Consider the following 26,288-nt stretch of genomic DNA (forward strand, 5'->3'; position numbering starts at 1 on the left):
TACCGCCGTCAGGCACGCCTGTGTTCGGCGGCGTCCTGGTGCGCGCGAAAACGCGCTGCCGTGCCCGCGTCGCCATGCTTGGTCTGCCGCCGCGACAGCGCCCGCATCAGCTGCGCCATGCCCACCGCACTGCCTTCGCCGGCCGCCAGGAACGCGGCTTCCAGCGCAATGGCCTGGATGTCCCCGCCGGTCAGCTCGAACTGCTCGGCGATAAAGGCATAGTCAATATCGCCCGCCAGCGGCACCTCGGCCGGGAACATGCCGCGCCAGAGCTGCTCGCGCAACACTGCGTTGGGCCGCCCGAACTCGACGGTATAGTGCATGCGCCGCGCAAAGGCAGGGTCGAGGTTCTTGGGCAGGTTGCTGGCCAGGATCACCACGCCGTCGTGCGTTTCCATGCGCTGCAGCAGGTAGGCCACCTCGATATTGGCGTAGCGGTCGTGCGCGTCCCTGACCTCGGCGCGCTTGCCGAGCAGGGCGTCGGCCTCGTCGAACAGCAGGATCGCGTCGGCATCCTGCGCCGCGCTGAAGATGCGCTCCAGGTTTTTCTCGGTCTCGCCGATGTACTTCGACACCACGCTGGCCAGGTCGACGCGGAACAGGTCCAGCCCGGCGTGGTTGGCCAGCACCGAGGCGGCCATGGTCTTGCCGGTGCCGGAGGCGCCGGCGAACAGCAGCATCAGTCCCGCGCTGCGGCCGGTGCGGCCCTGCATGTTCCAGTCGCGGAACACCTGCTCGCGGCGGGCGATGGCGGCGCCGATTTCATGCAGCAGCTGCAGCGTGGTGGCGGGCAGCACCAGTTGCGGCCAGCGGTGCGGGCGCGTGGCCAGCTCGGCCACCTGTGCCAGCCCCTGCGCGGCGAGCTGGCGCGCGGCGCGGTCGAGGGCCTCGTGGCCGCTGGCGATGGCCGGGTCGGCCGCCCACAATGCCTGCGCGGCGCGCACCGCCTGCCGGATGCGGGTGCCGGACAGCGAGAAGCGGGCGGCGAGCGTGTCGGCCAGGCTCGCGGCCGGCTGTCCCGCATCGGCCAGCCGGGCGTCGCGGATGGCATCGGCCCATTCCCGTGCGCGCTCGGCGCCGGTGGCGGCCGGCAGCGTGAAGGTGGTCAGCGGCAGGCGCGACAGCGCGGGCAGGGGGCGCCAGTTCGGCGGCACCAGCCACAGCACGTCGAGGCCGCCGTCGAGCGTGCGCCGCAGCGCGGCGGCCAGGCGTTCGTCCGCGGCGGCGTCGCGGCTGGTGCCGGCGGCATCATGCAGCACCAGCGCGGCGTGCGCGAGCCGGGCGGCCAGCAGCGGCGATGTGCCGGCCAGCAGGGCGTGCGGCGCCAGGTGCAGCGCGTGGCGGCCGCGGCGGGCCAGCAGGCGGCGCGCCCAGCCGGCCTGGCGTTCGGGGTCGTCGCTGCGGCAGGCGATCAACTCGCTGCAGGCGGTTGGCGCGCCGACGGCGTCGGCTACGGCTTCCAGCCAGGGTTCGTCCGCGTCTGCCGTCTCCTGCGCGGCGGGCGGGATGCCGAGCAGGAATTGCGCGACCGGCGGCGCCAGCGCCAGGCTTTGCCCGAGCGTGCTGCGTTGTTCGTCACTGTCGGCCAGCACCAGGATGCCGGCCGCGGCCAGCGCGCGGACGCGGCCGCGCAGCGCGGCGGCGTCATGCGGGACCACGTCGGCGCCGAGCAGCCGGCACACCATGTCGACGGTGGCGACCTTGCGCGCGATGTCGTTGTTCAGGTAGGCGTAGAGCGTTTCGTAGCGCAGGTCGAGTTCAGGCGCGAGCACCACGAACAGCAACTCCAGATCGTCCGGCGCCAGCGCCAGCCGCTCGCCCAGCAGCGCCAGCGGCGAGCCCGCGTTGAAATGCTCGCGCCACTGCGCGGCCTGGCGCGTCAGCGCGCCGGCGGGATCGGCATCGGGTTGGCCGAGCTGCCCGGCCTGCTGGCGCAGCAGCGCATCGACCTGGCGGTCGGAGATGTAGAGGCCGCGCAGTTCGTCGAGCGACAGTTCGTAGCGTGCGCGCAGGCGCAGGATCTCGCGCTCGACCAGGCAGTCCAGCCACAGCCGTTCGTTGCCGAAGGGATGCGCCTGCGGCCATGGCGCCGGCATCGGTGCTTGCCGGCCACCGGCGATGAGCGGGTCGAGATCGCGGCGCATGCGTTCACTCCGTGCAGTGCAGGCTCAGCTCGCGCCGGCCCGGCCAGGCCACGCGCAGCCGCGCCATGCCGTTCAGGCTCAGCAGCACGTGCAGCGGCGGGCGCCGCAGCGAGAGGGTCCAGGCGGTCCCGGTTGCGGCGCCGGCACCGCCGCGGTGGGCCTCGCCGCGTGTATCGAGCACGTTGGCGAACAGGTACGGCAAGGTGCAACGGGCCGCGCCCGGAATGCGGAAGGCGATGCGCCGCAGCGCGGCCTGCGCCAGCGTGGCGAAGATGTCCCGCCAGGCCGGCGGCAGCGCCGCCAGCACCGGGCTGGCACCCAGCAGCGCAAGATCCTGGCGCAGCAACCGTGTCAGGCGCAGCCGCATGGCGAGCGGCAGCGGCGCGGACTCGGCCAGGCCAGCCGGTGGCGTCGTGGCATGCAGGCGGCAGGCGCTGCCAGGTTCGATCCATACCTCGGTGCGGATCGCCCCGGCTGGCACCCGCAGCCGCGCGACGCCGGTGAAGGCACAGCGGCGCAACGAGGCGGCGAGTGCCAGGGCCGGCGCTTCGGCGTCCGTGGCGGCCAGCCAGTCGTGCAGCGCTGGCAGTGAAAAGGCTGGCGCCACCTGCAGGAAGGTGCGCCAGAACGGGTCGCGCCACACCCGTTCGCCACGATGGCCGGCGGCGATCGCCAGCGCCAGCAGCGCGGCAACGTCGCGCGCGCTGCCGGCCCCGGCCGGCGGCGCGGGCAGTGCGCTGGCCCAGCCGCCGTCGAACAGATCATGCAGGGCAGGCAGCAGCCACGCGAGGCCGCCGAATGGCGCGTCAAGCGGTTCCGCAGCGGCATCGGGTGTGGATGGCGCGCGCTCTTGCTGCACCTGCCTGGCCTGTGCCGCCAGCGATGCCATTGCCGCACGCACAGGCTGCGGCGTGGTGGCGAGCAGCACCAGCCAGTCGGGATCCGTGGCGCAGACAGGTTTGCCATCGATGACGCCGTGCGCGGCAAGACGCGCCAGCACGGTGGCAGGCATGTCCTCAGGCATCGACAGCAACGCCGCCAGCCAGCACAGCGCGCCGATGCCAGCCGGCTGCGCCGCGCCGCCATGCGCGAGCAGCCACAGTGCCAGCAGCGCGGGCGCGACGCGGCCGGGCGACGCCTGCCGCCATGCGCTGGCGGCAGGCTCCAACGGGCCCACGTCGGTGGCCTCGCTCTCCTGTTCGTGCCAGCGGGACAGGATGCGCACCGCCTCGCGCTCGCCCAGCGCCGCCAGCAGCATGGGCCAGCTTGCCCTGTCCAGCAGCGCCAGCGTGGCGCGTCCCGTGGCGGCGTCTTCCGTCAGCAGGGTGCGGATGGCCGCGCCCGCCGGCAGCATGCGCAGGCCGGCGAAGCGGTGGAAGAGCCAGCTGTCCCAGCCGTCGCCGCGCAGCAGCCGTTCGATAAAGCGCGCATGGTAAGCCGCGCGCGAGGGCATGCTGATGGCGTCGCCGGCTGGATCCGCCAGCGCGCGCGCAAAGGCCAGCGCCAGCTGGCGCGACCAGTGCCGCACGATCTGCCCGGCGGGGCACGCGGTATCGATCTCGCAGGCGATCTCCAGCCGAGGCAGCAGCACCACGGCGTCGTCATCCAGCCCGAGTGCGTCGAGCTGATCCGCCAGCGCCTGCGCCAGCTGCGGCGCCAGCGCGTCGAGCTGGTGGCCGAGCGCGGCCGGCGCGGGGTGCGCGGCAGGCACCGCATATGCGTTGTGCCACTGGCGGATGCGCAGGTGGGCCATGGCTAAGCCTGCGCAGTGACGGCCGCTGCAGGCGGCTGCGCATCGACGGCCAGCAGTTCTTCCAGCATCTGCGCGGCGCCGCCGATGCGCAGCAGCTGCTCGCGCAACGTGGCGGCGCGCGCCTCGGCCTCGGCCAGCAGGCGCTGGCCCGCGCTGTATTCGCCGCGCAGCGTGGCCAGGCGCGCCTGCAGCAGGCTGCGTTCGATGGGCGCGGCGGATGCCGCGGGCGCATTGGCGGTGGCGTGGTCCATGGCGGCTCCTTTCAGGTGCGGGGCCCGTAGGCGACGAAGTGGAAGGCGTTGTCGACGAAGCTGCCTTCCGACGGCGGCGTGACGTCGCGGGCGATCAGCGTGAAGCCGCCGGGGCCGACGTTGCGCACGGTGCAAACCTGGTCGTCGTTGGCCGAGTCGACCAGGCTGGCGACGATGACCGGCGTCGCGGTGAAGGCCGGCGCGAAGCTCACGGTGTACTGGCCTGTGCCGGTGCGCGTCGCGCTCCACCCTGTGCCGGCGGAGCCGCCACCCGCGCTGGCCTGCCCGGCCACAATGCGCATCTCGGCCAGGCCGCCTACCGCGAAGTAGTCGCCGTTGTCGCCGAGCCGGATCGCGCCGCGCACTTCCAGCGTGCTGGCGGGCGCAGCGGTGCCCAGGCCCATGCGCCCGGCCGGGGTCACGGTCAGCTTGTCGCCGTTGCTCCACAGCCGCGCATTGCCGCCGCTGGCGTACCAGACCCAGCGCTCGCCGTTGCCGGGGTTGCCGATAAAGGCGCCGGTCTCGCGGTTCTCGAACGAAAACCCGGCGCCGCCGCCGCCGCTGTGGATCTCGCTGCCGAGCACGTGCAGCGTGCGCGACGGCGTCAGCGTGCCGATGCCGACGCTGCCGCCGAACAATGCCAGGTCGGACGAGTTGCCACGGGCCTGGCCGATCCAGCTGGAGAATTGCGCGGCCGCCTCGTTACCGTTGCCGACCTGCTGGAACTGCACCCGGGGCGGATCGTCGAAGTCGCTCAGCACCAGCAGCGGCGCCAGTTGCGGGCCGTACTGGAACCAGGCCTGGCCGGCATCGGGGGCGGTGCTGCTGCCCATCTGCAGCCACTTGCCGTTGCCCACCGCATTGCCCTGCGGCGACGGCACGCCCTGGATGTCGAGCCGTGCGCCCGGCGTCAGCGTGCCGATGCCGACGTTGCCGCTGGCCGCCTCGATAAACAGGTTGCTCAGCGTCGGATCCGACTGGGTCACGTTCAGGCCGTTCTTTGCCGGGCCCATGTTGATCTGCCACGCCAGCGCGCCGCCGGTGCCTTCCAGCCCGACCAGGCCGCCATTGGCCGCGAGCGCGCGTATTGTCAGCGGCAAGGCCAGCGCCTTGTCGGTGCTGCCGATGCCGACACGGCCGTCGTGCTGGATCGCCACGCCGGCGGTATAGCTGAATCCGATCGCGCAGGGATCGGTGCCGGTCGGGGTGGCGGCGCCGAGGGTGAGCCGGGTCGGGCCGGCGCTGCCTTGCGGCTGGCCCAGCAGCACCTGCAGGTCGACCCCGTCGACGGCACTGGGCGCGGCGCGCTGGAGCGCGGTGACGGTGCCCTGTGCCAGGTAGTCGGTGCCGCCGGCATCGACCCACTCGGCGCGCGTGCCGTAGTAGCGCAGGTGGCCGCGCGCGCGCGTGTCGGCGTCGAGCCAGACCGGTTCGCGGAAGTGCGGCGTGTCGGGGTCGCTGGCGCAGAACACCAGGTCGGCGGCGGCGGGCTGGTCGGCCTCGCACAGTTGCTCGACCGGCGTGGCGCCCGCGCGCGGGATCCAGCGGCCGCGCAGCCGCAGCAGGCCGCCGGTGCCGTGCAGCGCCTCGCCGATCCAGCCGGAATGCCGGCGGAACAGGCGCGACTGGGTGGCGCTGGCGGGCGTCGGTTTCTGTAGCGTGCCGCCTTGCCACAGCACGCGCCCGACCGGGATCAGCCACAGGCTGGGATCGTCGTCGCCGGGAAAGCGCTGCGCCGGCACCGAACCATCCGGCGCGAGCGGCTGCAGCGGCAGCAGCGCACCCGGCGCCTCGCGCGCGTCGCCGTAGCTGTCGTCGCCCAGCGCCACGCCGCCCTGGCGGGTTTCGATGGTCTTGCGCTCGCCGACCTCGACCAGGAAGGACTCCACCACGCGGGCATAGGCATCGGTGGCGCCGCATACCTCGAAGCCGGGGCGCACGCCCTGGCCGGCGGCCTCGTCATAGCGGATCCATACGTTGACCAGCCCGGCTGGCTGCCCCGCGAACAGGCCGGCGTCGAGCGGGAAGGGCTCGGCCACCACGATGGCGCGGCCATAGCCGTCGGTGGCCAGCCCCGGCGTCAGGTAAGCCTCGACCGCGCCCTGCGGCGAATCCTGGTAGACCAGCTCGATGCCGGAGGCGATGCCCCAGCTGTGGCTGCCCAGGTGGTGGCGCGCCAGCTGTGTGCTGAAGTAGCGCAGCAGCGCCTGCAGGTCCTCGGCGCCGAGATACTGGCCCTCGAAGAAGCGCGGACGCTCGGCAAATTCGGTGGTCATGGCGCACTCCTCCTAGCCGGGTTTGCGGCCGCCGCGCTTGGTGGCAGGCGCGGGCTTGGGCGCAGGTCTGGCCGCTGCCTTGAGCCGTTCGATCTCGGCGGCCTGCGCCTTGACGCTGTCGCGCAACGCGTCCATGTCGGCGCGCAGGATGGCCATGGCATCGGGGGCGGCCGTCTCCGACGCTGCCCCGGCAAAGGCCGTGGCGCGCAGCGACAGGCCCAGCGCGGCGTCGAGCAGCGGTGCGATCGCGGCCGCGACGCTCGGACGCATCAGTTGGTTGGCGATCACGAACTGGGGCAGGTTGGCCGTCTCCGCGGGGGACAGCCGGTCCCGGCCATTGCCGGGGCTGCCGGGCCCCATCATGCTCTCGGCCAGCGTGCTGAACTCCAGCGTCTTGCCGGTGCGCGCCAGCGCGGCGCGCAGCAGCCCGGTGGCGCCGGCGATGCGTTCGGGTTCGGCCACGGCCGGGTTCAGCAGGTCGTTGGCGCGCTGGTAGGCCGCATCGGCCAGCTTGATGTCGGCGCTGCCGCTGCCGTTGCCATTGCCGTTGCCATTCCCGGCCGCGTTGTCAGGCGCCATGTTCGGGGCTATATCGGGCACCACCTCCGCGCGCATCGCGAAGAGCCCGGGCTGCGCGCCCGCCGCGCTGTCCTGCAGGCGGTTGTCGGGCAGGATGCCGCCGATATCGAAGCAGCACAGGTTCTCCAGCAACTGCCGCAACTGCTTCCCGAATGGCAGGATGCCGAGCCAGTACTGCAGCGACGGGAAGGTGGTGGCGAACTTGCGGTGCACGGTCCAGTTGCACACGCGCAGCACGCGGCAGGACTGGGCCCCGCAGCCGCCGGCGACATGCAGCGACGCCAGCGGCACGCGCACCTCGCGCGTCGGTGCCGGGCACGGCGGCAGCAGCGCCGAGCAGAAGCAGGCGAGCATGGCGTCCAGCCACACGATCATCAGCAGCACCACCGCCAGGTAGATGGCGCCCGCATTGGCGAGCGTGCCCGCGGCGGGGTAGGAGATGGCATTGAACTGTGCCATCAGGTCGCAGTTGTAGCTGCCGTGGCTGCCGAAATAGCGCCGCAGCTGCATGCGCGCCGCGCCGAGCCACTGGTACCACGCCAGCGCTTCGGCAGCGGTGGCGGGGACCTTGAGCGCGCCGGGCAGCTTGGGCATCTGCGTGACCAGCAGCTCGACGCAGCAGCGGAAGCGCTGCATCAGTTCGGAGTCCGGGTTGAAGGCCTGGTTGTTGCCAGCCGCGCCCCCGACGGTGCTGTCGCTGGTCCCGACCGGGTCCGGGGCCTTGTCGGGCGGCTTGCGGTAGACCTCGAAGGCAAAGCCCTCGCAGATCACGGTGGGCTCGCACTGCACCGGCGCGCCGCGCGGCCTGGCCAGCGTGGCGCCGTTGCAGCCGCACTTCATGCCGCCGCAGGCACCGCCACAGCCGCACTTGCCGCCATTGCCGCCGCAGGCACAGCTGTTGGCGGTGCAGTCCGGCGCCGGGCGCAGCGGCTTGACCCCGCGCGCCGGCGCCTCGGCGTAGCGGATCGCCAGGATCCACTCCTCCTCGCCGGCATCGCACTGCTGCGGCGGCGGATGCTTCATCGGCTCGCACTGCTGCCAGCGGTGCTCCGCGTCCTTGCAGCGGCGGATCAGCTCGCACACATCGACGCTGACCGCCTCGCACACCACGATGTCGTCGCCGCAGGGGGTGAGCGCATAGCCGCAGCCGACCGCGACGCCGTCGCCGCACGGGTTGCAGGTGACTTCCAGCCCGTTGACCACGCCCCAGCCGTGCAGCTGCCGGTTGTGCAGCCGGTGCTTGCCGCGGATATAGCCGTCGAGCCGGTTGAGGTCGTCGGCGGTCAGCACCTGGCCGGCGAAGAAGCGCGGCCGGCACAGGCATTCCAGCATGCCGCAAGTGCCGCAGACGCAGGGTTCGGGCGGGCAGGCGGTGGGGCTCTGCCCCTGCCGTTTGCGATAGAGGTCGTTCACGGTGTTCATGGCCTGGTGCTCCCTATCGTTGCTCTATGGTGAACCAGCTTTCGAAGGTGCCGCCCTCGATGCCGTCGCCGCTGACGCGCTCGTCCTGAGGCTGCAGCCACTCCGGCACTGCGCCGGGCTGCGGCGGATTGGGCGGCGACGGCGGGACCAGCTTGGGGATGTGGTCGGCGTCGAGCGCGCGCAGCTGCTTGGTGTCATGGTGCAGCCCGCGGATAAAGTCTCCGTTGACCAGCAGCCGCAGCTTGACCGGCTTGCCCTGCATGGCCCCAAACAGCTTTGGCAGGACCTGCTGGCCGATGCGCACCGCGGTGGCCATGCCGTTGGCGTCGACGCCGGGGTCGAACTGGGTCTGCGCATCGCAGTCGCGTTCCAGCCGGCCGGGTTCCAGGTCTTCGCGCGACAGTGGCAGGTCGCACCAGCATTGCAGTGGCAGTTCGACCAGGCGGCCCTCGTGCTGCACCTGCAGGTGAATCGAGTCGGCATGCAGGTCCCCGGCCATCACCGGCGTGTCGAACGCCACCACCAGTCCCCTGGCGATGGCGTCGAAGGGGATTCGCTCGGCATGCTTCCAGTTGATGTCGCAGATGTGGGGCAGGGCCCAGTCCAGGCCGTCGCCGGGCTTGCCTGGCTCGCCCTGATCGCCGGGGTCGCCCTTGTCGCCCTTGTCGCCCTTATCCCCCTTTTCGCCTTTCTCACCCTGTTGTCCGGGCAGGCCAGGGTCGCCCTGCTCGCCCTTGGCGCTGGTGCCGCCGCAGCAGTGCTCCAGCATGCAGCGCACCGCCAGCGCCAGGTCGGCCACGCTGGGCACGTCCGCGCGCCACGTCAGCATGTCGAGGCGGGCGATATTGGCCGCCGTGTCGGCGAGCGGGTCGCTGGGCGGCACGGTCGGGTCTTCGAGCTTGCGCGACGGGCGGTATCGGGCGATCGTGGCCAGCGTCACGCAGTCCGGCGCGGGGCAGGCCGGGCAGGGATGCGGATCCAGGAAGTCCTCGCAATGGGTAGCTTCGATGGCGGCGATCGCGGCGCCGTCGTCATACACTGCCCACAGCCGCTCGCCGGCGAGCGCCAGCGCGTCGCCGCCCGGGCCGATTTCCAGTGCGTTGGACAGCAGCGCCGGCTGGCCCTGCTGCATGCGGCGCAGGTCTACCGCGACGATGCGGCTGTTGCCGGTGGCGGGCTGCATCAGCACATAGCCGAAGCGGCCGGCCGCTTCGGCGACCAGCGCCACGGGAGGCGCGGGCAGCGGATCCTGGTGCAGCAGCGTGCCGTCCGGCTTGGACAATGCGATGCGCTGGCCGGCCTGGTCGGTCCAGGCGAGCAGGTCGAGGGCATCGGTCTTGACCGTGGCCAGCGCACTGACGCTGGTGCCGGACAGGCCAAGCGCGGCCGGCGTCAGTGCTGCCGCGGCCAGGTCGACCGATTGCATCGCGCCATTGGCCTGCGCCAGGTACAGCGTCTTGCCGTCGCTGCCAAGCGCCCAGGCGGTGGCGGCAAAGCCGCTCAGCGTGGCGTCGAGCACGGCCGTCAGCGTGCCCGGCGCGAGATCGACCGTGAATAGCAGGCTGTCGCCGCCGCCGACCACGAGCGCGGCCACGCGGTTGGGACCGATCGCCGTTACCCAGGCCTGCGTGGCACCAGCCGTGCCCGGCAGGTCGAGCGTTGCGTCTTCGGCACCGGCGAAATCGCCGGCGGATGTGGTATCCAGCAGCGCCAGCCGTGCCGGGTCCGCCGCGGTGGCGCCGGCGACCAGCGCCACCAGCAGCGTGCCGTCGCCGCTCACGGCGATGCCGGACACGGCGGTGGTGAAATTGTGGGTGGCGATATACGCCTGGTTCGACAGCCACAACTGCTGCACCGTGCCACCGCCGCCCGACAAGTCCGCCGCAAGATAGGCGCGCTGGCTCGCCTCATGCAGCGCCACCGCGCGCGCGCCGGCCAGCGTGACGCTGGCCTGCCACGTCAGCCTGGGCGGCTGCGGCTGCGCGGGCGGTACCGCCGGCAGCTCCGGGTCAACCAGCACGTCAAACTCGTAGCTTTCCAGGATGCGATTCGGCGCGCAGCGGGAGTCGTCGCAGCCGCATTCGTCGTACAGCACAGGCACTTCCTCGGTGGGGCATTCGCGGTAGCGGATGCATAGCAGCAACAGGTGGTCCGCGTTGTCGGGCTGCTCGATCAGCGCACGGACCGCCGGGAAGCAGGTGATGTCCAGCGTTTCCTCGTCGATCACCAGGATCTCGTTGCCGCAGCAGTCGAGCGCCGCGCCGGGCCTGACCACCACGTAGCGGTCGCGGCAGGCAGGGTTCGGGTGTGCTGCCACTTCCAGTCCGCAGATCACGCCGGTGCCGTGCAACCGTGCATGGTGGCGGCGGAATTTCTCCACCACGTAGGCCTGTTCCACGTCGAAGTCCGGCACGTCCATCAGCTTGCCGAAGAAGTAGTGGTTGCGCAGCGGGGTCTGCACCTCGCAGCCGGGGCAGGGTGCGTCGCAGCAGCCAGTCGGGGTATGCATTGCGTTGCCCATAATTCAGACCTCTCGTCGTTTGGCAGCTGTCGTTGATCCGCTCTGGTGGCCAGCTACAGCCATTACTGCATGGTGGTGTCCATCCCCACGCGCCGCGTGCCCACACGCAAGGCGCGCGCGCCGCCGTCGCGGTCGGCGCCGCCCAGCACGGTGCCGCGTCCCAGCCGCATCGCATCCAGCGCGGCCGGCGCGGCGCGGTAGCCGATCACGGCATCCAGCCCCAGCATGGCCTGCACGCCGATGCGGAAGCGCGGCTCCACCGGCACCAGCGTGGCTTGCACGTGGGCCGGCACCTCGGCCTTGAGCAGTTGTGCCAGCGCGCGTGGCAGCGCCGGATCGCGCACGCACGCCGCGGGCACAAACACCGACAGCTTGTGCGCATAGACATGGAAGGGATCGCGCCACGGGTCCTGCGCGGTCTTGAGCTGGGTGACGCCGAGACGCGCGCTTTCGTCCGGGCTGGCGGCGCCGTGCCGGCCGGCATGGACGGCACCGACGCACGGCTCGCAGTCATCGCCGCCTTCGCTGCCGGCACGGCCCGGCAGCGGGCAGCCTGGCATCGCCGCCGGCGGCGCGCCCGCGCCCAGCCGGCTGCGGTTGACGATGCGCTCGCCCCACAGGCGCGCGTTGTCGGACAGCCGGCCGAATCCCAGGAACAGCCAGCGCCGCAGGATGTAGTGCTCCAGCAGCAGCCGCGGTGGGCGCCAGCGGAAGCGTTCGGGAATGTCGCTGGCGCACGGTACGCAGGGCGCCGCGCCGGCGCTGTATCCGCACCAGCGCTGCAGGCCGAGAAAGAGGTAGAGCGTGTGCGTCAGCCCGCGCGGCGTGCCGCGCCAGGCAAATGCCCGCGCCGCATGCTTGATGAACGCGCGCTGCCGGGCCAGCGGCAGCGCCGACAGGCCGCTGCCCAGGCCGAGCCAGCCGGCCAGGAAGCCGAGGAAATCCTGGCGCCCGCCGGCAGGCGCCGAATTCGGGTCGAACAAGCGCGCCTGTGTGTCGATCTGCCGTTCGATGTCGCGGAACTGGCGGTCGAACAGCGCCAGCCAGCGGTCCGTGAATTCGGCGCTGACCGGCTCGGCGCCGAAGATCGCCGGCAGGTAGCGGCGCCAGCTGATGCGCGGGAAATCGATCGCCACGCAGGCCAGCGACGGCGTCGCCGCGCCGTTGCCGTCCAGCCGCAAACGCAGCCACAGGAAGCGGCCGGGGCGGGCCCGCACCATGTAGTCGATGCCGTCGAAGGCGGTGGCGCCTTCAGGCTCGGGATGCAGCGCCAGCGCGGGCTGCCAGTCGCCGCTCTCGAACAGGTCTGACGCTTGCAGCGCGGTTTCGGCGGTGAGCACGTCGATGGCAAGCCGGGTATGCGCGGGCAGCGTGGCGCCAAGGACGATGCGGTCCCACATGCACTCCGAGATGCCGCTGTCGAGCGCCTGCGAGTGCCACGTGCCGGTGGAGGGCCAGGCATCGGGTGGATCGTCGGGCGGCGCGTCCAGCAGCGTGCCGGACGGGTCGAACACGCACGGCGCGGCGCATGGCGGGCTGCATAGCGCGGACAGGTCGACCGAGCCGTCGGCATGCACCGTCAGCGGCAGCGGCGCGAAGGCGCCGGCGAGGTCGGCCGGGCGCAGCGGCGGATCGAGACGCCTGCGCGTGGGGGGATCGTAGAACACCACCGCCTCGGCGCCATCCGTGGCGACCAGCAGGCTGCCGTCGCAGGTGGCGGCCAGCGCGGCGACGGCGCCGAAGCCGTCATGGCGCTCCAGTACGCAGCCGGACGCGGCAAAGCGCAGCAGCAGGCCGTGCATGCGGTCGCCGACCCAGATATCGCCGTTGGGCGCCACCGCCAGCGCCGCGGGCTGCCAGTCGTCGAGCCGGCTGCCGGCATCGCACGGTGGCGTGGCCAGCGGTGCGCGCCACACGCCGCGTGCCGCGCCGGTGGCTGCGTTGAGCACGACCACCCGGCGCGTGGCAGGATCGGCCAGGTAGAGACGCCCGCAGCTCGCGGCCAGAGTGGCCGGGCCCGAGGGCAGCCGAGGATCCTGCGGGCGCAGGCAGAAGGCGTCGGTGAACACGCAGGCGCATGGGTCGAAGCGCAGCAGGCGCCGGCCCGTGGCATCGAACAGCAACAGCGCCTGCTGGCAAGGCCCGAGCGTGGCCAGCGCCATATGCCGTGGCAGCACCAGCCCGCCAAAGCTGCCGCTGGCTTCCGGCAGCGTGCGGCCGGAACCCGGCAGCGGCAGCAGCGTCAGCGCGCCGCATTGACCCAGCGGGCCGATGGTGGCGGCCGGCACGGCCGGCGGCTTGCCGGGCAGCGCCTGCCAGCCGAGTTGTCCGTTGAGCACCAGCGTCAGGGGATCGTGCGGCGGGCGCGGTACCGGTGGCAGGTAGGGCGCGTGCGAGGCTGGCCCCGCCGGTGCCGTGGCGGCGGGCAAGGTGCAGGGCTGGGTCATGCATCCACCTCGCTGGCCTCGTAGCGGACGCTGAGCGCCAGGGAGTCGTCGGCCAGCCGCAACAGCGCGCCGCCGCCGACCGGGACATTGGTGCAGGCCGGGTAGTCGGTGTCGTCGAGCCGGAACAGCAGGTCGTCCACGCTGATCACGCCGGCCAGCAGCAGCCGCTGCACCACGCGCGAGTAGTTGATGTCGCCGCCGAACGGCCAGCCGCTGCCGTCGGCATCCGGCTTGCTGTCTTCGCCGCCGACCAGCGGATGGAAGTAGCGCCGCAGCGCCAGCAGCGCGGCCTGCTTGACCGCGGCCAGGTCGGCAGCGCCGGCCACGGTGAGCGTGGCGGAGAGCCGGAGCAGCCGGTAGGCCGGTGCCAGCACATAGAGTTCGGTGGTGGCCAGGCGGCGCTGGTCCAGCTGCGCGCAGACCTCGCGCAGCAGGCCTTCGGTGGGCTGCGGCGCGGGGTCGTCCAGCGGCTGCTGCGGGTTGCTGGCCTCGGGCACGACCACCACGCTGACCACGCCGGGCACTTCCACATTGGGGAAGGACGGATGGAACAGCGGCAGCGCCCGCGCGCGCGCTACGCCGCCGACCTGCCGCGCATGCAGCTCGAAGTCGTCGCGGGTGACGGCGCGCTCGTGGCTCTTCAGCGTGGCCGCGGCACGTTCGCGCGCGGCCTCCAGCGTCTCTTCATCGGCACCGCCGAAGGCCGGGAACAGGTTGCCGACGCCCTCGGTGTCGATGCCCGGTAGGCTGCCGCGCAGCGTGGCGATCAGCCCGGCACCGACATTGCCGTGCGCGCCGCCGCCCACGCGGTAGCGCCGCGCGACGATATTGGCGGGGCGGTTCGGGTTGGCCACCGGGATGCGGCCGCCGATGCCGTGGAAGCGGATCTCGCCGGTGGTGCGGTTGAGCACGTAGTGCGCGTCGTCCGGCCCGGATGCCAGGAAGTCCGCCACCTCCTGCCACGGCTGCAAGCCGTCGCCTTCGTCGACTTCAAGCGCCAGGCTGCCGGCCAGCACTGGGTGCTGGGCGAGCTGGAACACCTGGTCGGGCATGCCGGTGCTGCGCCCGGCGATCTCGGCATCGACCGATTGCGCGGCGATCGCCGGGACCGTGTTGGTGCGCACCGCCAGCAGCCGCGGCGGGCGCTGGTAGGCGCCGCCGGCCAGCCGCGCGCGCAGCCAGTAGCGCGGCGCGGCCACCTTGCCCAGCACCGCGCGCTGCGGGCCGTTGCGGGGCGCGGCGCCGAGCAGCACATGGCCGCTGCGGGTGAAGGCGGCGGTGTCGTCGCGCAGCGTGTCGAGCGGGTACCAGTCCTTGCCGTTCCAGTATTCCCACGCGAGCGTCGCCGGCGGCGCGGTGGCCAGCGGGCTGTCGACATAGAAGGGCGCGCGCGCATCGCGCCGGGCGATCCACACCGCCAGGTCGATCGGCACGCTGGGGAAGTCCAGCGGGGAGTCGAATCCCAGCATCAGCGCATTGCCTGTCCGTACCGCCGGCCCGAAGGCGAGGAAGCCGGCCTGGACCTCCGCGTTGGCGGCGCTGACGTCGGTGGTCTGCAGGCCGAGGTCGACCTGCACCGCATCGAGCCGGGCGCTGAGCGCGACCAGTGCCTTCTCGGTCTCGAACACCACGGGCCGGTCTTCGCCCGGCACCTCGGCAGCGACCTGCGTGTGCAGCGGCACGATCAGCGTCGGCTCGGCGTAGGTCGCCTGCACCGGGAAGCTCAGCTCGGCGCGCGCCGGCCGCGCCGGCAGCAGCTCGATGCCGAGCAGCTCCAGGAACTTCAGGTAGTTCAGCTTGGGCACGCGTCCCAGCCGCGCCAGCAGCAGGTCGCTCATCCAGGCCATCAGCTGCACCACCGCCATGCCGGGCTCGTTGTCGTTGACGTCGTCCCACTCCGACGTGTAGCGCGGGATGCGCGCCCGCGCCTCGGCCACCAGGTCGGCGTAGCGCCTGTCGTCGATCACCGGGTATTCGTTCCTGAGCGGCATGATCCTGGCCCTAGACGTAGGATTCGTTGATGTAGAACGGGTACACCAGGTTGGCCAGCGCGTTGTTGGCGCGGATGCGGTAGTCGACGCGGATCAGCAGCAGGCTGGGCTGCGCGGGGTCGAAGTCGGCCGTCACGGCCAGCACGTCGATGCGCGCCTCCCACAGCGCCAGCGCCTCGCGCACCGCGTCGACCGCCTCGGTGCGCGTGGTGGGGTCGTTGGGCGCGAACAGCAGGTCGTGGATGGCGCAGCCGAACGCCGGCATCATCAGGCGCTCGCCCAGCCGCGTGCCCAGGATCAGGTAGATCGATTCTTCGATGCGCTGCCCGGCGCGCGCCAGCGCCAGCTTGCCGCGCGGCGTGACCGAGAGCGGGAAGGCAAAGCCGGTGCCGAGGAAGTCCTGTGCCATCTCAGCCTCCCAGCGCGTCGGCGACGAGCTGCAGCGCCTTGGTCAGCTCGTCGAGCGTGGTGACCACGTTCTGCAGGCTCTCGATGTCCTCGGCCGCGCCGATGGTCGGCGTCTTGATAGGATCGACCCCGGCAATGCCCATGAAGGGCTCGGCCAGCGACAGCAGCACCAGCACCGGGTCGATTGCCGACATCATGTGCTGGGCCGAGGCATTGGCGTTGGCCTGCGCGCATTCCAGCGCGGCCATCAGCTCGCTGTTGCCCTCGGCCTGCGCCGACGAGATCTGCAGCGCCAGACCGCCCATCAGCGCCAGGACGCTCTTGAGCTGGCCGATGATGCACCTGAGCAGCTTGATGATGAGCAGCAGCACGTCGCGCACGAACGGGATCATCACCACGGGCGTTGGCACCGCCAGGCAGGGCAGCACCGCCTCGGCCGCCTGCAGGAACTCCGGCACCACCTTGATCAGCGTGGGCGGGTCGGGCGGGCCCAGCGCCTTGACCACGTCGATCAGCGGCTTGATCAGCTTGAGCACCTTGACCAGGCATTCGATGCTCGCCATCACCGGCGCCAGTTGCAGCACCAGCGAGAAGTTGAGCGAGCAGTCGTCCGGAATGCCCTTGGTGATATCGACGATTCCCTTGAGCGTGCCGCCGGTGGGCAGCTGGATCTGCGCGCTGCCGGGCTTGGGCAGCGGGATGCAGACCGGCTTCTGCAGCGCCTTCTGCAGGGATTCGGGCAGCGGTACCTCGATCGGGACGTCCATGCTTGCCTCGCGGTGTGGTCTGCGTCGGTAGGGCCAGCCGGCAGGGCCAGTCTTCAGATCGGCCCGCCGGCGGGCCGCACCAGCCGGTCGTTGATGGTGATGCTGCCGACCGCGTTGATCGCCAGCGCGCCGCGCGTGTTGATGCTGATATGCGTGTTGGTCATCACCACGGTATTGCCGTGCGCGTCCTCGATGATCAGCGCGCCCTTGTTGCCGGCCACCGGCGTGGAGTCGACCATGCGCAGCGCATGCCCGTTGCGCGAGCGGATCATGCGCTGGCGCTCGTCGGAGGACGGCGGCCGCTGCCGCGGGTTCCACAGGAAGCCGATCACATAGGGGTGGTCCCACATGCCCTGGTCGAAGGCGAGGATCACCTCGTCGTCCACCTCAGGCATGAAGAACGCGCCGCGGTCGCCGCCGGCCATCGGCGCGGCCACTGGCACCCAGCGCTGCTCCGGTCCGGACAGCCACGGGTAGTTGACCTGGATGCGGCCCAGGCGCTCCGGGTCGCGTACCGCGATCACCTTGCCGATGACGATGCCTGCACTGCGTTCGCTGCGGTTCATGGGGTGCCTCCTCCGGGGGCGAGTTGCAACCCGGTGTCCGGGTCTTCCCGGCGCGCGGTGAAGCGGGTGACATAGCCGCTGGTGTTGATCGTGTGCGTGGTCTCGGTGACGAAGAACTCGCCCGAGAGCCGCGCGCCGATGCCCTGGATGCTGACGTGCGAGCCGGCGCGCAGCCGCGGCAGGCCGACCACGCTGGCCTGCACCTTCACCAGTTCCTGCGCGTGGCCGGTGAGGATGTCGAGCGCGAGCCGCCGGGCCTCGTTGCGGGTCGATACCGGGCGCGTGACCACGCGTTCCTCGCGCGGGTCGCACTGCCTGACGATCTCCAGCAGGCGCGGGTTGCGCCGCAGGAAGCGCGGGTCTTCCAGGTCGGCGGTTTCCTCGATGGCGCGCTGGCCGGCGCGGTCCCAGCCGCGCACAGTCACCTTCTTGACCTGGTTGGCGGTGGTCAGGGTGGCCTTCAGGTCCACCAGGCCGGCACCCCAGTCGAGCCGGTAGGGCCTGGGCCCGCCCTTGGTGGACGGGCCAAAGTAGAGCCTGTCGCTGCCGTCGGCAGGGTCCTGCTCGATCGTTACCACGTAGCCGCGCAGCCGCGCGCGCCGCCACAGGAAATCGATGTCGTATTCATTCTTCTGGCCGACGAAGACCAGCGGCGGTTCGTTGTCGGGGTCGGTGCGGATCGGCATCGGGATGCGGCGCGCGTCCTGGCCGCTGTTGCGCCAGTCGGGGTCCGTCAGGCCGTCGAAGCTGCGGGCGATGGCGCTGTCGGTGGTGTCGTGCCAGTTGCCGTCATAGCGCTTGCGCCGCAGCCGGTGCAGCCGGTTCAGGCCGCGCACCGCCAGCGTGTGCGGGCCGCCGGTGGAGAAGGTCGGCTCCATGGTGGTAAAGTTGCCGGTCAGCATCTCCACCAGTTCGCTGGCGTAGCCCATCCTGATGCGGACCACCTTGGAGCAGGGCTCGAACAGCGTCTCCAGCTCATGCAGCGTGGCATCGGCCGCGCTCTTGCTGTCTTCCGAGCCGATGTACTTGTAGCGGCGCCGCGCCGGATCCCAGTTGCCGACGGTCAGCTCGAAGCCGTCGATCTGGTCGATGTTGTCGCGGTAGGTGATGTCGACGATGTCGCGCAGCACGCTGTTCTCCGGCCGCACGCCGTCGATGGTCAGCTCGAAGCGCGGCACGCGCAGGCCACCCATTTCGCTGCGGGCGGATTCGCCGGCAAGGGTCAGGTATTCGCTCGCGCCCATGGCATCGCCCCTAGCGGATCGACGGCACCGTCAGCCGCAATCCCGCCGCCAGCCGGCGCGGATCCTCGATGCCGTTCTCGTCGGCAATGGCGCGCCACTCGCCGGCGCGCTCGTAGTAGTCGCCCGCGACCGCGCTGAGGGTGTCGCCACGGCGCAGCACGTGGGCGTGGCTGCGGTCGGGCGAGCTCGGGTTCTGCCTGCCGAGCTGCTGCTCGATCGGGCGCCACTCGCGCAACACCAGGTTGACCGTGGCGCGCAGCGGGATGCCTTCGGGGCTGAACAACGTGAAGCGGCTGCGCACGCTCTCGGCCACGCCGGTGAAGCTGGTGCGCCGCTGGCTGCCGCCCCAGGCCTTGCCGACCTCGTTGCCGGGAAACTGGTCGTTCCAGATGAAGGTGACCACCGGCGGCGCATGCAGCGCGGGGATCATCTTGACCAGCTGGTAGTACTTGTCGGCTTCTTTCGTCACCGACTGCGCGCCGATGCCCATGCCCTTGTCGGTGCTGTCGCAGAACAGCTCCAGCGTCAGCTTCTCGGCATTGCCGCGCACGAACTGCTGCAATGGCGCATCCAGCCCGGGAATGCCGATCTCCGCCATCTGCACCTGCTTGTCGAACTGCAGCTCGGTGGGGTTGAACTGCACCGGGTAGCTGATGGTGTCGGAAGGCTTGGGCCCCACCCGCACCTTGAACTTGCCCTTGGCCGGTATCGTCATGGCGTTGCTCCGTCAGGTCCGCCGGAGCCGGTCTCGCCTTCCATCCAGTCGAGGTATCCATTGCCGGTCGAAGTCTCGCTGGACACCTGGCGCTGATGCGCCAGCATCTGCTGTACCGCGGGCAGGATCGCCGCGACGATGCTGCGCACGGTCTGCTCGGACAACCCGCCGGCACCGTCGACGATGCGCACGCGGCTGACCACGCTTTCGATGATGACGTCGCTCAAAACAGGCTCCCGATGGCTCCGGCGGCCTCGCCGATGGCGCCGGCCAGCGCGGCCGCGCCGCCCAGCTGGTAGAGGCCTTCGTGGGTGATGGTGACGGCTTCGACCGCCACCGCGCTCTGCTGGGCATTGAGTTGCGGCCCGCTGTACCTGGTCGGCAGGCCGCGGCGGAAGCCCCATACCGTGTGCGGCTTGTGGCGCGCGTCGCACAGCGTGATCAGGCCGTCCTTGCGCTTGCCGGCGCCCGCCGTGAAGGCGTAGAACCAGTCGAACAGCTCGGTGCTCCTGGTCACGCCGTGGCGCAGCACGATCTCGGTGTTGCGGATGCGCTTGGGGAACTTGAGCACGGTGCCGTTGAGACCGCCCTCCATGTAGTCGTCGGTTTCCATCGTCATCTCCAGTCCGCTGCATTCGCTGAAGCCGGCCACCGGCGCGGGCATCAGCGGCGACAGGGCGATCCGTGTCACCGCCGAACCGGTGGAAGCGGTCGAGTCATACAGCGTGACCAGGAAGTTGAAGCCGAGCAGCGGGTCGCGGCGGGTGGCGAGGCTCATGCGAACTCCTTGCGTTCGAACAGCGAAAACACCGGCAGGTTGTCCTGCCTGCCCACGCGCAGCACGATGAACTCGGCCGGCGCCACCGGCGCGATGCCGACCAGCGCGATCAGCTGGCCGTGCTCGCGCGCGTCGGCGTTGGTGGTGTCTTCGGTGGGGTCCTCCTGGCAGCGCACGAAGAACGATTCCGCCGCGGTGGCGCCGGCAAAGGCGCCGCGCTGCCAGAACAGCGTCAGGATGGCGATCAGCGTGGTGGCCACGGCGGCGCGCGTGGGCGCGTCGTTGGGCTCGAACACGGCCCAGCGCAGCGCGATGTCGCAGGCCCGCCTGAGCGCGATCAGCATGCGCACGGTGCTGACATAGCGCCATTCCGGTTCGTCGCTGACGGTGCGCGCGCCCAGCAGCATCGGCGCGCGGCCGAATTCGGCGCGCAGCACGTTGACGCCGGCATCGTTGAGTTCGCCATGCTGGGCATCGTTGACCGCGCTGTGCACGTCGACCACGCGCTGCACCGGCACATTGGCCGGCGCCCGCATCACGCCGAGCGCCAGGTCGGTACTGGCGATGGCACCGGCAACGTGGCCGCAGGCAGGCACGATCCTGACGCCGGCGACGCTGCCGGCAACGGGTGGCGCGGCGCCGTCGTTCTCGGCCACCGCCAGCCACGGCGCGTACAGCGCGGCGGCGCGGGCGGGCTGCTGCTCGACCAGCATGCGGCGCCATTCGGCCAGCGCGCGGATACCGCGGGCGCGGCTGGTGGCGCGCTCGAACGGCGCGGACAGCACGGCAAAGCGGTCGCCACGCGCATCGCAGTCGGCGATCAGCGCGGCCTGCACGCGCAGGATGTCGGCCTCGGCAAAGACCGGCGGCAGCTCGGCGACGGCGCGCGGCTGGTGCACGCGGCGCGGCGGCGCGGGCGGCGGGCAGGCGAGGCAGGGATTGGCGGCATCAGGCGGCAGCGGCTCGTAGTCGGGGTCCGGCTGCGGCCGGATCAGGATGTCGGGCGCGGCCACCAGCGAGATTTCGTCGATCTCCGCCAGCGCCTGCAGGCCGCGCGCCTTGCGTAGTCGGGCGAAGTCGCTGTCGCGCGGCGAGTACGGCTCTCCGAGGAAGTCGCTGGCGGTCAGCGCGGCCAGGCCGTCGGCGCCGGACGCAAGCGGCAGCCGCTCGCCGGACGCTGCCGCCAGGGGCAACGGCGGCAGCGCGGGGGCAAGGCCAGCGATCTCGACCAGTCCGGGCGGCACGGGCAGGGCGCCGGGATTCACCGGCGGCAGGCGCAGCCGTTCGGCCCCGCTGCCATATGCCGGCGCCAGCACGGTGCCGAAGTAGCGCGGGTGCCGCGGCGACGGGTGCAGGTCGGGGTATTGCGCGGCAAAGGCGTCGCGCCGCCAGACGTCGAGCGTGTAGGCGACACGCTCCACCATGAGCGGCTGGGCAGGGTCCAGCGCGCTCCAGGCGAGCTGGTCGGCGCCGCGCTGGCGCGGATCGGGATGGACCCAGTAGAGCTTGCCCGCCGCCGCGTCGACATGCACCAGCACGCGATGCGCGCTCGCCGCCGGCTGCGCCAGCCGCACCAGCTCACCGGGTGCAAAGCCGGCCACGGCGGCCAGCCGTGCACTGGTGCTGTCGGCCGACAAGGCGCGCTGCGTCAGCGGCCGCTCGCGGCGCCACGCTATGCTGAGTTCGTTGCCCCAGCTGCCGGGAGAGGTGGCCGACAGCCGCCAGCGCGGCACGCCCGCGGTGTCCGCCAGCAGCACGCCGGCGCTGCGTGCGCCGCCGCCCGGCGCGGCCTCGTTGCCATCGTCGCCAAACTGCCGCGCGGCCACGCGCACGACCCAGCAGCGCAGGCCGTCGTTGTCGAAGAAGCCGCGCACCGCCCACGCCAGGTAGGCGCTGCCGAACGGGCGCCCGAAGTGCGCCTGGAACTGCCGCCACGATTCCACTGCCACCGGCGTATCGAGCGGGCCGCGCTCGGCCAGCCCGATAAACGCGGCGATGTCGGTGCGCAGCACCACCGGCCCGTCGCTGGCGGCGTCGGTCCGTTCGATGCTGACGGCGGGCATGCCGTGGCGCATGGCGGTCTCCGGTGCTGGGGTTGCGGTTCCGTTCAGGGCGCGGTGCTGATGATCTCGATGGTCAGGCCCTCGTGGTGCAGCTCCATGCTTTCCACGGCCACCTGGTTGCCGGTGGCGGTCAGGCTGGGCCCCTCGATCTTGTTGATCCACGCGTTGACGAAGTTCCAGCTCAGCACGTCGCGGTGGGCCTCGTTCATCAGGATCACGCTGCCGTTGCGGCGCTCGTTGGCGCCGTCGGCGATATGGCGGTACCACTGCCACAGCGTGTCGTCCTGCACGTAGCCGCGCTTGAACATCAGCGGCGTGTACTTGCGCAGCCCCTGCAGCTTGCGCACGTTGTTGGTGGGGTCCTTGCCCTCGCGGTAGTCGATCGCGTCGCCGTCGGCGGTCAGGCCGCTGACCTCGCTGAACGAGGCCACGATCAGTCCGTCCAGCTCGACGCGGAAGTTGAAGACCGGGAAGGGATCGATGCGGATGTCGGTGGCAGCCATGGCCTTGCTCCTCGGCTTTCGCTCATTGTTCGCTTATTGCTCCGCGTCGGCCGTCCACAGGCCGATGCGGATGATCACGTACTCGGCCGGCTTGACCGGCGCCACCCCGATCACCACGATCAGGCGCCCGTTGTCGATGTCGTCGCGGGTCATGGTGGTGCGGTCGCACTTGACGAAGAAGCCTTGCTCGGGCGTGGTGCCTTCCAGCGCGCCGTTGCGCCACACCGTGGTCAGGAAGTTGGTGATGCTGCGCCGCACGCGCGCCCACAGCTCTTCGGCGTTGGGCTCGAACACCACCCACTGCATGCCGCGGTCGATCGAGTCTTCCAGGAAGATCAGCAGGCGGCGCACGTTCAGGTACTTGAACTCGCTCTCGGAGGTGATGCAGCGCGCGCCCCACACGCGCAGGCCGCGGTTGTTGGGCCGGAAGTCGCGCACCACGTTGATATTGGCCGGATACGGGTTGAGGATGTCCTGCTCGCCCTTGCTGAAGTAGCGCGTCAGCCCGCTGATGCCGCGCACGACTTCATTGGCCGGCGCCTTGTGCACCCCGCGCTCGTTGTCCACGCGGGCATAGATGCCGAGCATGTGTCCGGACGGCGGGATCGGCACCTGCCGCAGGTTGGCCAGGCTCTGCGGGAACGGGTCGGGAATGGTCAGCCACGGGTGGTAGACCGCGGCATAGCGCGAGTCGTAGCGGCTGCGCAGGTCCTGCACGTCGGCCAGCGTGTCGTTGTCGGGCGGCGGGCCGTCGAGCACGGCGAAGCGGTAGCGCATCGCCTCGCACTGGTCGATCAGCGCCTGCTGCAGGGCCGCGGTGGTCTGGCCGGGAATCGCGACCAGCGAGATGTTCTGCGGGTTTTTCAGTGCCTGCAGGCCGGTGCGCAGGTCGGGCTCGTTGTTGTCGGTGCCGGCGTACATGGGATCACCCATCAGCGGCACGGCATCGCTGCCGCCGGACAGCGGCAGGCGCGCGGGGCGCACCAGGCCGGAAGGCAGCACGTCCAGCAAGGCCTCCGGCCCGAGCCGGATCGCGGTGCGGTTGGCGATCACCGGCTCCAGGTCCAGCACGCGAATATACTGCGACGCCCCTTCGGAGCGCCGGTCCCAGCGCCGCAGCGGGTTGCCGGCGTCGTCGGCGGGCGCTCCCGGCGTGAAGGTGGCGCCGATCACGCGCTCGAAATAGCGGCTGTGGCGCGGGTCCATCGACAGCTGGCGGAAGCTCTCCTGGTCCAGCAGGTTGTCGTTGCGCGTGGGTACGGCGGGGTCGGGGCGCTGGCGCAGTAGCACCGTCAGGCTCCACTCGCGCGAGCGCACACGGGCGTTGAGGCCGGCCATCAGCGCGTTGTTGACGGCGTTCATATGTGCTGCCTGCAGCCCGGGCGGGTCCAGCAGCACCAGCCGGCTGGCGCGGTCTACCGCGCGCGCCTTCAGCAGCGGGGCGCCGGCCACCGGCGCGCCGTCGGGTGCGAGCAGCTCCAGGATGGTGCCGGGCTCGATGCCGGTCAGCGTGGCCAGTTGCAGCGACGAGAACATGCCCGGCCCCGGCGGCGGGTTGGCGGCCAGCACATTGGCGTTGGCCGCGAGGCTGCTGGCCTCGTCCGCCGCGGCGACCATCAGCCGGTCGCCCCAGCCGCCGGCGTCCAGCGCCTGCACCGCGAACAGCCGGTTGCGCTCGGCCACCACCGCGCCCGCGGCGTGGCTGAAGTCGAGGCGGTCGTCCAGTTCGATCTCCAGCGGGCTGGCATTGGCCGCGGCGCCGTCGAGGCGGTGGAAGTAGGCAATGCCGTCCGCGGTGGTGAAGCGGACCACTTCCGGCAGCACCGCACCATAGGTGGTGCCGTCGCCAACCAGCAATTGATCGCTGCCGTCGGCGGGCGACAGCACCAGCGTGGCCGGCTGGCGCGTGGTGTCGACCACCACGTCCTGGCGCGCGACCTCGACGCCGCTGGCATGGCCCCCGCTCAGCGGGTGCGCCAGCTGGACCACGCCGGCGTCGGGCGAGACGCCGCGCTCGCCCAGCATGCGCGCGATGGTCACGTATTCCTCGTCCGGAGATGCACCGATGCGCAGCACGTCGCCGGCATCGAGGCCGAGGCGGTTGTCCAGCGCCAGCGTCGTGGCGCCGGCGCCGGCGGCCTGGGTGGTGTGGCGCAGCGCGAAGCTGGCGGTGGCGCCTGCGGCGGGCGCCGCGGGCAGCGGGGCCTGAAGCGCGACCGCGCCCACCGTGGTGTTGACGGCGCTGATGGTGCCGGTATCGGCGCCGATGGTGATCGACATGCCGGGCGCCAGGCCGTCGACATCGTCCAGCGGGATCACGTCGGGGCGCAGCAGGGACTGCGCCGTATTGGCATTGCCGCCGACCGTGACCGCGGTGCCGGCGGCAGGCGCTGCCGCCAGCGCGGTCGCCAGCACCACCGCGCGCAGGTCGGGCAGCACGGTCGCAACCAGCGCGGTATCGCCGGCATTGTCGAAGGTCATGCCGGTCTCGACGCCGTTGACGCTGTCGAGCGGCACCACGCGTTCGGTCGGATAGGCCACCACGCTGGCCGCTATCGCGCCCACCTGCACGGCATCGCCGGCGGCCAGCGCCGGGCCTGGCAGCGGCGCGGCCAGGCGCACCAGGCCGAGGGCCTGGTTGACCGCCGCCACCACCTGGTTGTTGGCGCCGAAGGTGAAGGTCATGCCGGCGCTCATGCCGGCCACGGTATCGAGCGGCACCACCACATTGGTCGGCAGGTCCACGACCGTGCGCGCGTCGTCGTCCAGCGTGACCAGCTGGCCGATGGTGCCGGCCGGGTAAGGCGCGTAGGCGGGCACGTCCAGCGGCAGCTGCGCCAGCGTGCCGACGCGCTGCACTTCTTCCTGCGCGCTGCCCACGCCGACCACCACCAGGTTGCCCGCGGTGCTGAAGCCGGGCCCGAACAGCAGCAGGCCGCCGGCGCTGGCCGCCACGTCCAGGTTGACGTTGGCGCCGGCCGGGATGTCGAGGCCGTCGACCTGCGCGCCGCGCGCATGCGGCAGCCGCAGCGGGGTTTCCAGCAGCACGCGGGCCTCGGTCGTACTTAGCCCGACCACCGCGGCGGCAAACACGTACTCGGCACCATCGACCTGCAGCAGCTGGTGCGTCAGCGGCAGCAGTGTGGTGATCAGTGCGGCGGTGCCGCTGAGCACCACTTCGGTGGCGCCGGCGCGGGTGTCGTCGCGCAGCGTGAAGGGGCTGAGCGTGGCGTTCACGGTGACGGCGATATCGCGCGTCGGCGCGCCGGCCGCGTGCGAGAAATACAGCGGCAGCGTCAGCGCGGTATGGGCCGGCGCCGCACCCAGCGCCTGCACCTGGCGGTAGTCGGCGCGGCTGCCGTCGCCTACGCGCACCCAGTCGCCGACGCCGAAGTTGCCGGGATCGAGCACGTACAGCCGCGGCAGGTTGATGGCCGTGCCGGTGTCCTGCAGTGCCGGGCGCAGCAGTACGCTGCCGCCGATGGCCGCATTGGCCAGGTCGAGGTGGAACAGGTCGCGCCGCGCGCGCTCGGCCTGCTCCGGCAGCACGCGCGTGACCCAGGCGCGCTTGCCGCCGTTGAGGAAAAAGCCCTCGACCGCATGCGGCAGGTAGCTGTGCACGCGTGCGCCCGGCCCGGTGAACTCGTCCGCTGGCAGCATGCCGCCGAACAGCCGCTGGAACTCGCCGAAGCTGGTGACCAGCTGCGGCACGTTCAGCGGGCCGCGCTCGGTCACGCCGACCAGCCCGGTGGTGCTGGTGCTGACCCCCTCGATCGGCTTGTTGCTCGCCTGGGTTTCCTCGACGTAGACGCCGGGTGCGAGATATTCGGGCATATTGGTTCCCCTATGCGGTTGCGGGA

At 71.6% G+C, this 26,288-nt stretch carries 18 protein-coding genes; all 18 read right to left on the reverse strand.

Features of this window, described 5'->3' with window-relative positions; translation table 11 throughout:
* Positions 1-8: 8 nt before the first annotated feature.
* The 18 genes from IPF36_RS00465 to IPF36_RS00550 all read right to left on the reverse strand — a co-directional run bounded on the left by IPF36_RS00465 (position 9) and on the right by IPF36_RS00550 (position 26,262).
* Positions 9-2,144 carry an ATP-binding protein gene (locus IPF36_RS00465; protein ID WP_195426962.1) on the reverse strand — a complete coding sequence of 712 codons (2,136 nt, stop codon included), beginning with the start codon at positions 2,142-2,144 and terminating at the stop codon, positions 9-11.
* Between the two features lie 4 nt (positions 2,145-2,148).
* Entirely contained in the window at positions 2,149-3,897 is a 1,749-nt protein-coding gene (locus IPF36_RS00470) for a hypothetical protein (RefSeq protein WP_195426964.1), read from the reverse strand.
* A gap of 2 nt (positions 3,898-3,899) precedes the next feature.
* Complete coding sequence (locus tag IPF36_RS00475; protein ID WP_195426966.1) at positions 3,900-4,148, reverse strand: hypothetical protein; 249 nt, start codon at positions 4,146-4,148, stop codon at positions 3,900-3,902.
* Between the two features lie 11 nt (positions 4,149-4,159).
* On the reverse strand, positions 4,160-6,424 hold the full coding sequence (locus IPF36_RS00480; RefSeq protein WP_195426968.1) for a hypothetical protein: 2,265 nt from the start codon (positions 6,422-6,424) through the stop codon (positions 4,160-4,162).
* Positions 6,425-6,436: 12 nt separating this feature from the next.
* Positions 6,437-8,425, reverse strand: coding sequence for a hypothetical protein (locus tag IPF36_RS00485; RefSeq protein WP_135703029.1), 1,989 nt, complete (start codon positions 8,423-8,425; stop codon positions 6,437-6,439).
* 13 nt (positions 8,426-8,438) lie between these two features.
* Positions 8,439-10,934: a YncE family protein gene (locus tag IPF36_RS00490; RefSeq protein ID WP_195426970.1), complete on the reverse strand. Its 2,496-nt coding sequence runs from the start codon at positions 10,932-10,934 to the stop codon at positions 8,439-8,441.
* 74 nt (positions 10,935-11,008) lie between these two features.
* The gene (locus IPF36_RS00495; protein ID WP_195426972.1) at positions 11,009-13,393 is read right to left on the reverse strand and encodes a hypothetical protein; all 2,385 of its coding nucleotides are present in this window, start codon (positions 13,391-13,393) and stop codon (positions 11,009-11,011) included.
* Positions 13,390-15,384, reverse strand: a complete 1,995-nt coding sequence (locus tag IPF36_RS00500; protein WP_195426975.1) for a putative baseplate assembly protein — start codon at positions 15,382-15,384, stop codon at positions 13,390-13,392. Before IPF36_RS00500 ends, IPF36_RS00495 begins: the two co-directional genes overlap by 4 nt.
* A gap of 10 nt (positions 15,385-15,394) precedes the next feature.
* A complete protein-coding gene (locus tag IPF36_RS00505; RefSeq protein ID WP_133095690.1) occupies positions 15,395-15,793 on the reverse strand; it encodes a GPW/gp25 family protein in 399 nt (132 codons plus the stop codon).
* A gap of 1 nt (position 15,794) precedes the next feature.
* Entirely contained in the window at positions 15,795-16,559 is a 765-nt protein-coding gene (locus IPF36_RS00510) for a hypothetical protein (protein ID WP_135703025.1), read from the reverse strand.
* Between the two features lie 53 nt (positions 16,560-16,612).
* The gene (locus IPF36_RS00515; RefSeq protein WP_135703024.1) at positions 16,613-17,125 is read right to left on the reverse strand and encodes a phage baseplate assembly protein V; all 513 of its coding nucleotides are present in this window, start codon (positions 17,123-17,125) and stop codon (positions 16,613-16,615) included.
* Entirely contained in the window at positions 17,122-18,369 is a 1,248-nt protein-coding gene (locus IPF36_RS00520) for a phage late control D family protein (RefSeq protein WP_135703023.1), read from the reverse strand. Before IPF36_RS00520 ends, IPF36_RS00515 begins: the two co-directional genes overlap by 4 nt.
* Positions 18,370-18,379: 10 nt before the next feature.
* Positions 18,380-19,084, reverse strand: a complete 705-nt coding sequence (locus IPF36_RS00525; protein WP_133095686.1) for a LysM peptidoglycan-binding domain-containing protein — start codon at positions 19,082-19,084, stop codon at positions 18,380-18,382.
* Positions 19,081-19,311 (reverse strand): hypothetical protein, encoded by a 231-nt coding sequence (locus tag IPF36_RS00530; protein ID WP_133095685.1) that lies wholly within the window; start codon positions 19,309-19,311, stop codon positions 19,081-19,083. The genes IPF36_RS00525 and IPF36_RS00530 overlap by 4 nt, the downstream gene beginning before the upstream one ends.
* Complete coding sequence (locus IPF36_RS00535; RefSeq protein WP_133095684.1) at positions 19,308-19,862, reverse strand: phage tail protein; 555 nt, start codon at positions 19,860-19,862, stop codon at positions 19,308-19,310. The genes IPF36_RS00530 and IPF36_RS00535 overlap by 4 nt, the downstream gene beginning before the upstream one ends.
* A complete protein-coding gene (locus tag IPF36_RS00540; RefSeq protein ID WP_195426977.1) occupies positions 19,859-21,937 on the reverse strand; it encodes a phage tail sheath C-terminal domain-containing protein in 2,079 nt (692 codons plus the stop codon). Before IPF36_RS00540 ends, IPF36_RS00535 begins: the two co-directional genes overlap by 4 nt.
* Before the next feature lie 32 nt (positions 21,938-21,969).
* Entirely contained in the window at positions 21,970-22,428 is a 459-nt protein-coding gene (locus IPF36_RS00545) for a phage tail protein (protein WP_133095682.1), read from the reverse strand.
* A gap of 33 nt (positions 22,429-22,461) precedes the next feature.
* Positions 22,462-26,262: a phage tail sheath C-terminal domain-containing protein gene (locus IPF36_RS00550; protein WP_195426980.1), complete on the reverse strand. Its 3,801-nt coding sequence runs from the start codon at positions 26,260-26,262 to the stop codon at positions 22,462-22,464.
* Between the last annotated feature and the right edge of the window lie 26 nt (positions 26,263-26,288).

This window comes from Cupriavidus sp. IK-TO18, from assembly GCF_015549295.1.
GTDB classification, from domain to species: domain Bacteria; phylum Pseudomonadota; class Gammaproteobacteria; order Burkholderiales; family Burkholderiaceae; genus Cupriavidus; species Cupriavidus oxalaticus_A.

Excerpts from the sequence above, each read along its gene's own strand:
- IPF36_RS00465 (WP_195426962.1), bottom strand. The coding sequence starts at position 2,144 with ATGCGCCGCGATCTCGACCCGCTCATCGCCGGTGGCCGGCAAGCACCG.
- IPF36_RS00470 (WP_195426964.1), bottom strand. The coding sequence starts at position 3,897 with ATGGCCCACCTGCGCATCCGCCAGTGGCACAACGCATATGCGGTGCCT.
- IPF36_RS00475 (WP_195426966.1), bottom strand. The coding sequence starts at position 4,148 with ATGGACCACGCCACCGCCAATGCGCCCGCGGCATCCGCCGCGCCCATC.
- IPF36_RS00480 (WP_195426968.1), bottom strand. The coding sequence starts at position 6,424 with ATGACCACCGAATTTGCCGAGCGTCCGCGCTTCTTCGAGGGCCAGTAT.
- IPF36_RS00485 (WP_135703029.1), bottom strand. The coding sequence starts at position 8,425 with ATGAACACCGTGAACGACCTCTATCGCAAACGGCAGGGGCAGAGCCCC.
- IPF36_RS00490 (WP_195426970.1), bottom strand. The coding sequence starts at position 10,934 with ATGCATACCCCGACTGGCTGCTGCGACGCACCCTGCCCCGGCTGCGAG.
- IPF36_RS00495 (WP_195426972.1), bottom strand. The coding sequence starts at position 13,393 with ATGACCCAGCCCTGCACCTTGCCCGCCGCCACGGCACCGGCGGGGCCA.
- IPF36_RS00500 (WP_195426975.1), bottom strand. The coding sequence starts at position 15,384 with ATGCCGCTCAGGAACGAATACCCGGTGATCGACGACAGGCGCTACGCC.
- IPF36_RS00505 (WP_133095690.1), bottom strand. The coding sequence starts at position 15,793 with ATGGCACAGGACTTCCTCGGCACCGGCTTTGCCTTCCCGCTCTCGGTC.
- IPF36_RS00510 (WP_135703025.1), bottom strand. The coding sequence starts at position 16,559 with ATGGACGTCCCGATCGAGGTACCGCTGCCCGAATCCCTGCAGAAGGCG.
- IPF36_RS00515 (WP_135703024.1), bottom strand. The coding sequence starts at position 17,125 with ATGAACCGCAGCGAACGCAGTGCAGGCATCGTCATCGGCAAGGTGATC.
- IPF36_RS00520 (WP_135703023.1), bottom strand. The coding sequence starts at position 18,369 with ATGGGCGCGAGCGAATACCTGACCCTTGCCGGCGAATCCGCCCGCAGC.
- IPF36_RS00525 (WP_133095686.1), bottom strand. The coding sequence starts at position 19,084 with ATGACGATACCGGCCAAGGGCAAGTTCAAGGTGCGGGTGGGGCCCAAG.
- IPF36_RS00535 (WP_133095684.1), bottom strand. The coding sequence starts at position 19,862 with ATGAGCCTCGCCACCCGCCGCGACCCGCTGCTCGGCTTCAACTTCCTG.
- IPF36_RS00540 (WP_195426977.1), bottom strand. The coding sequence starts at position 21,937 with ATGCGCCACGGCATGCCCGCCGTCAGCATCGAACGGACCGACGCCGCC.
- IPF36_RS00545 (WP_133095682.1), bottom strand. The coding sequence starts at position 22,428 with ATGGCTGCCACCGACATCCGCATCGATCCCTTCCCGGTCTTCAACTTC.
- IPF36_RS00550 (WP_195426980.1), bottom strand. The coding sequence starts at position 26,262 with ATGCCCGAATATCTCGCACCCGGCGTCTACGTCGAGGAAACCCAGGCG.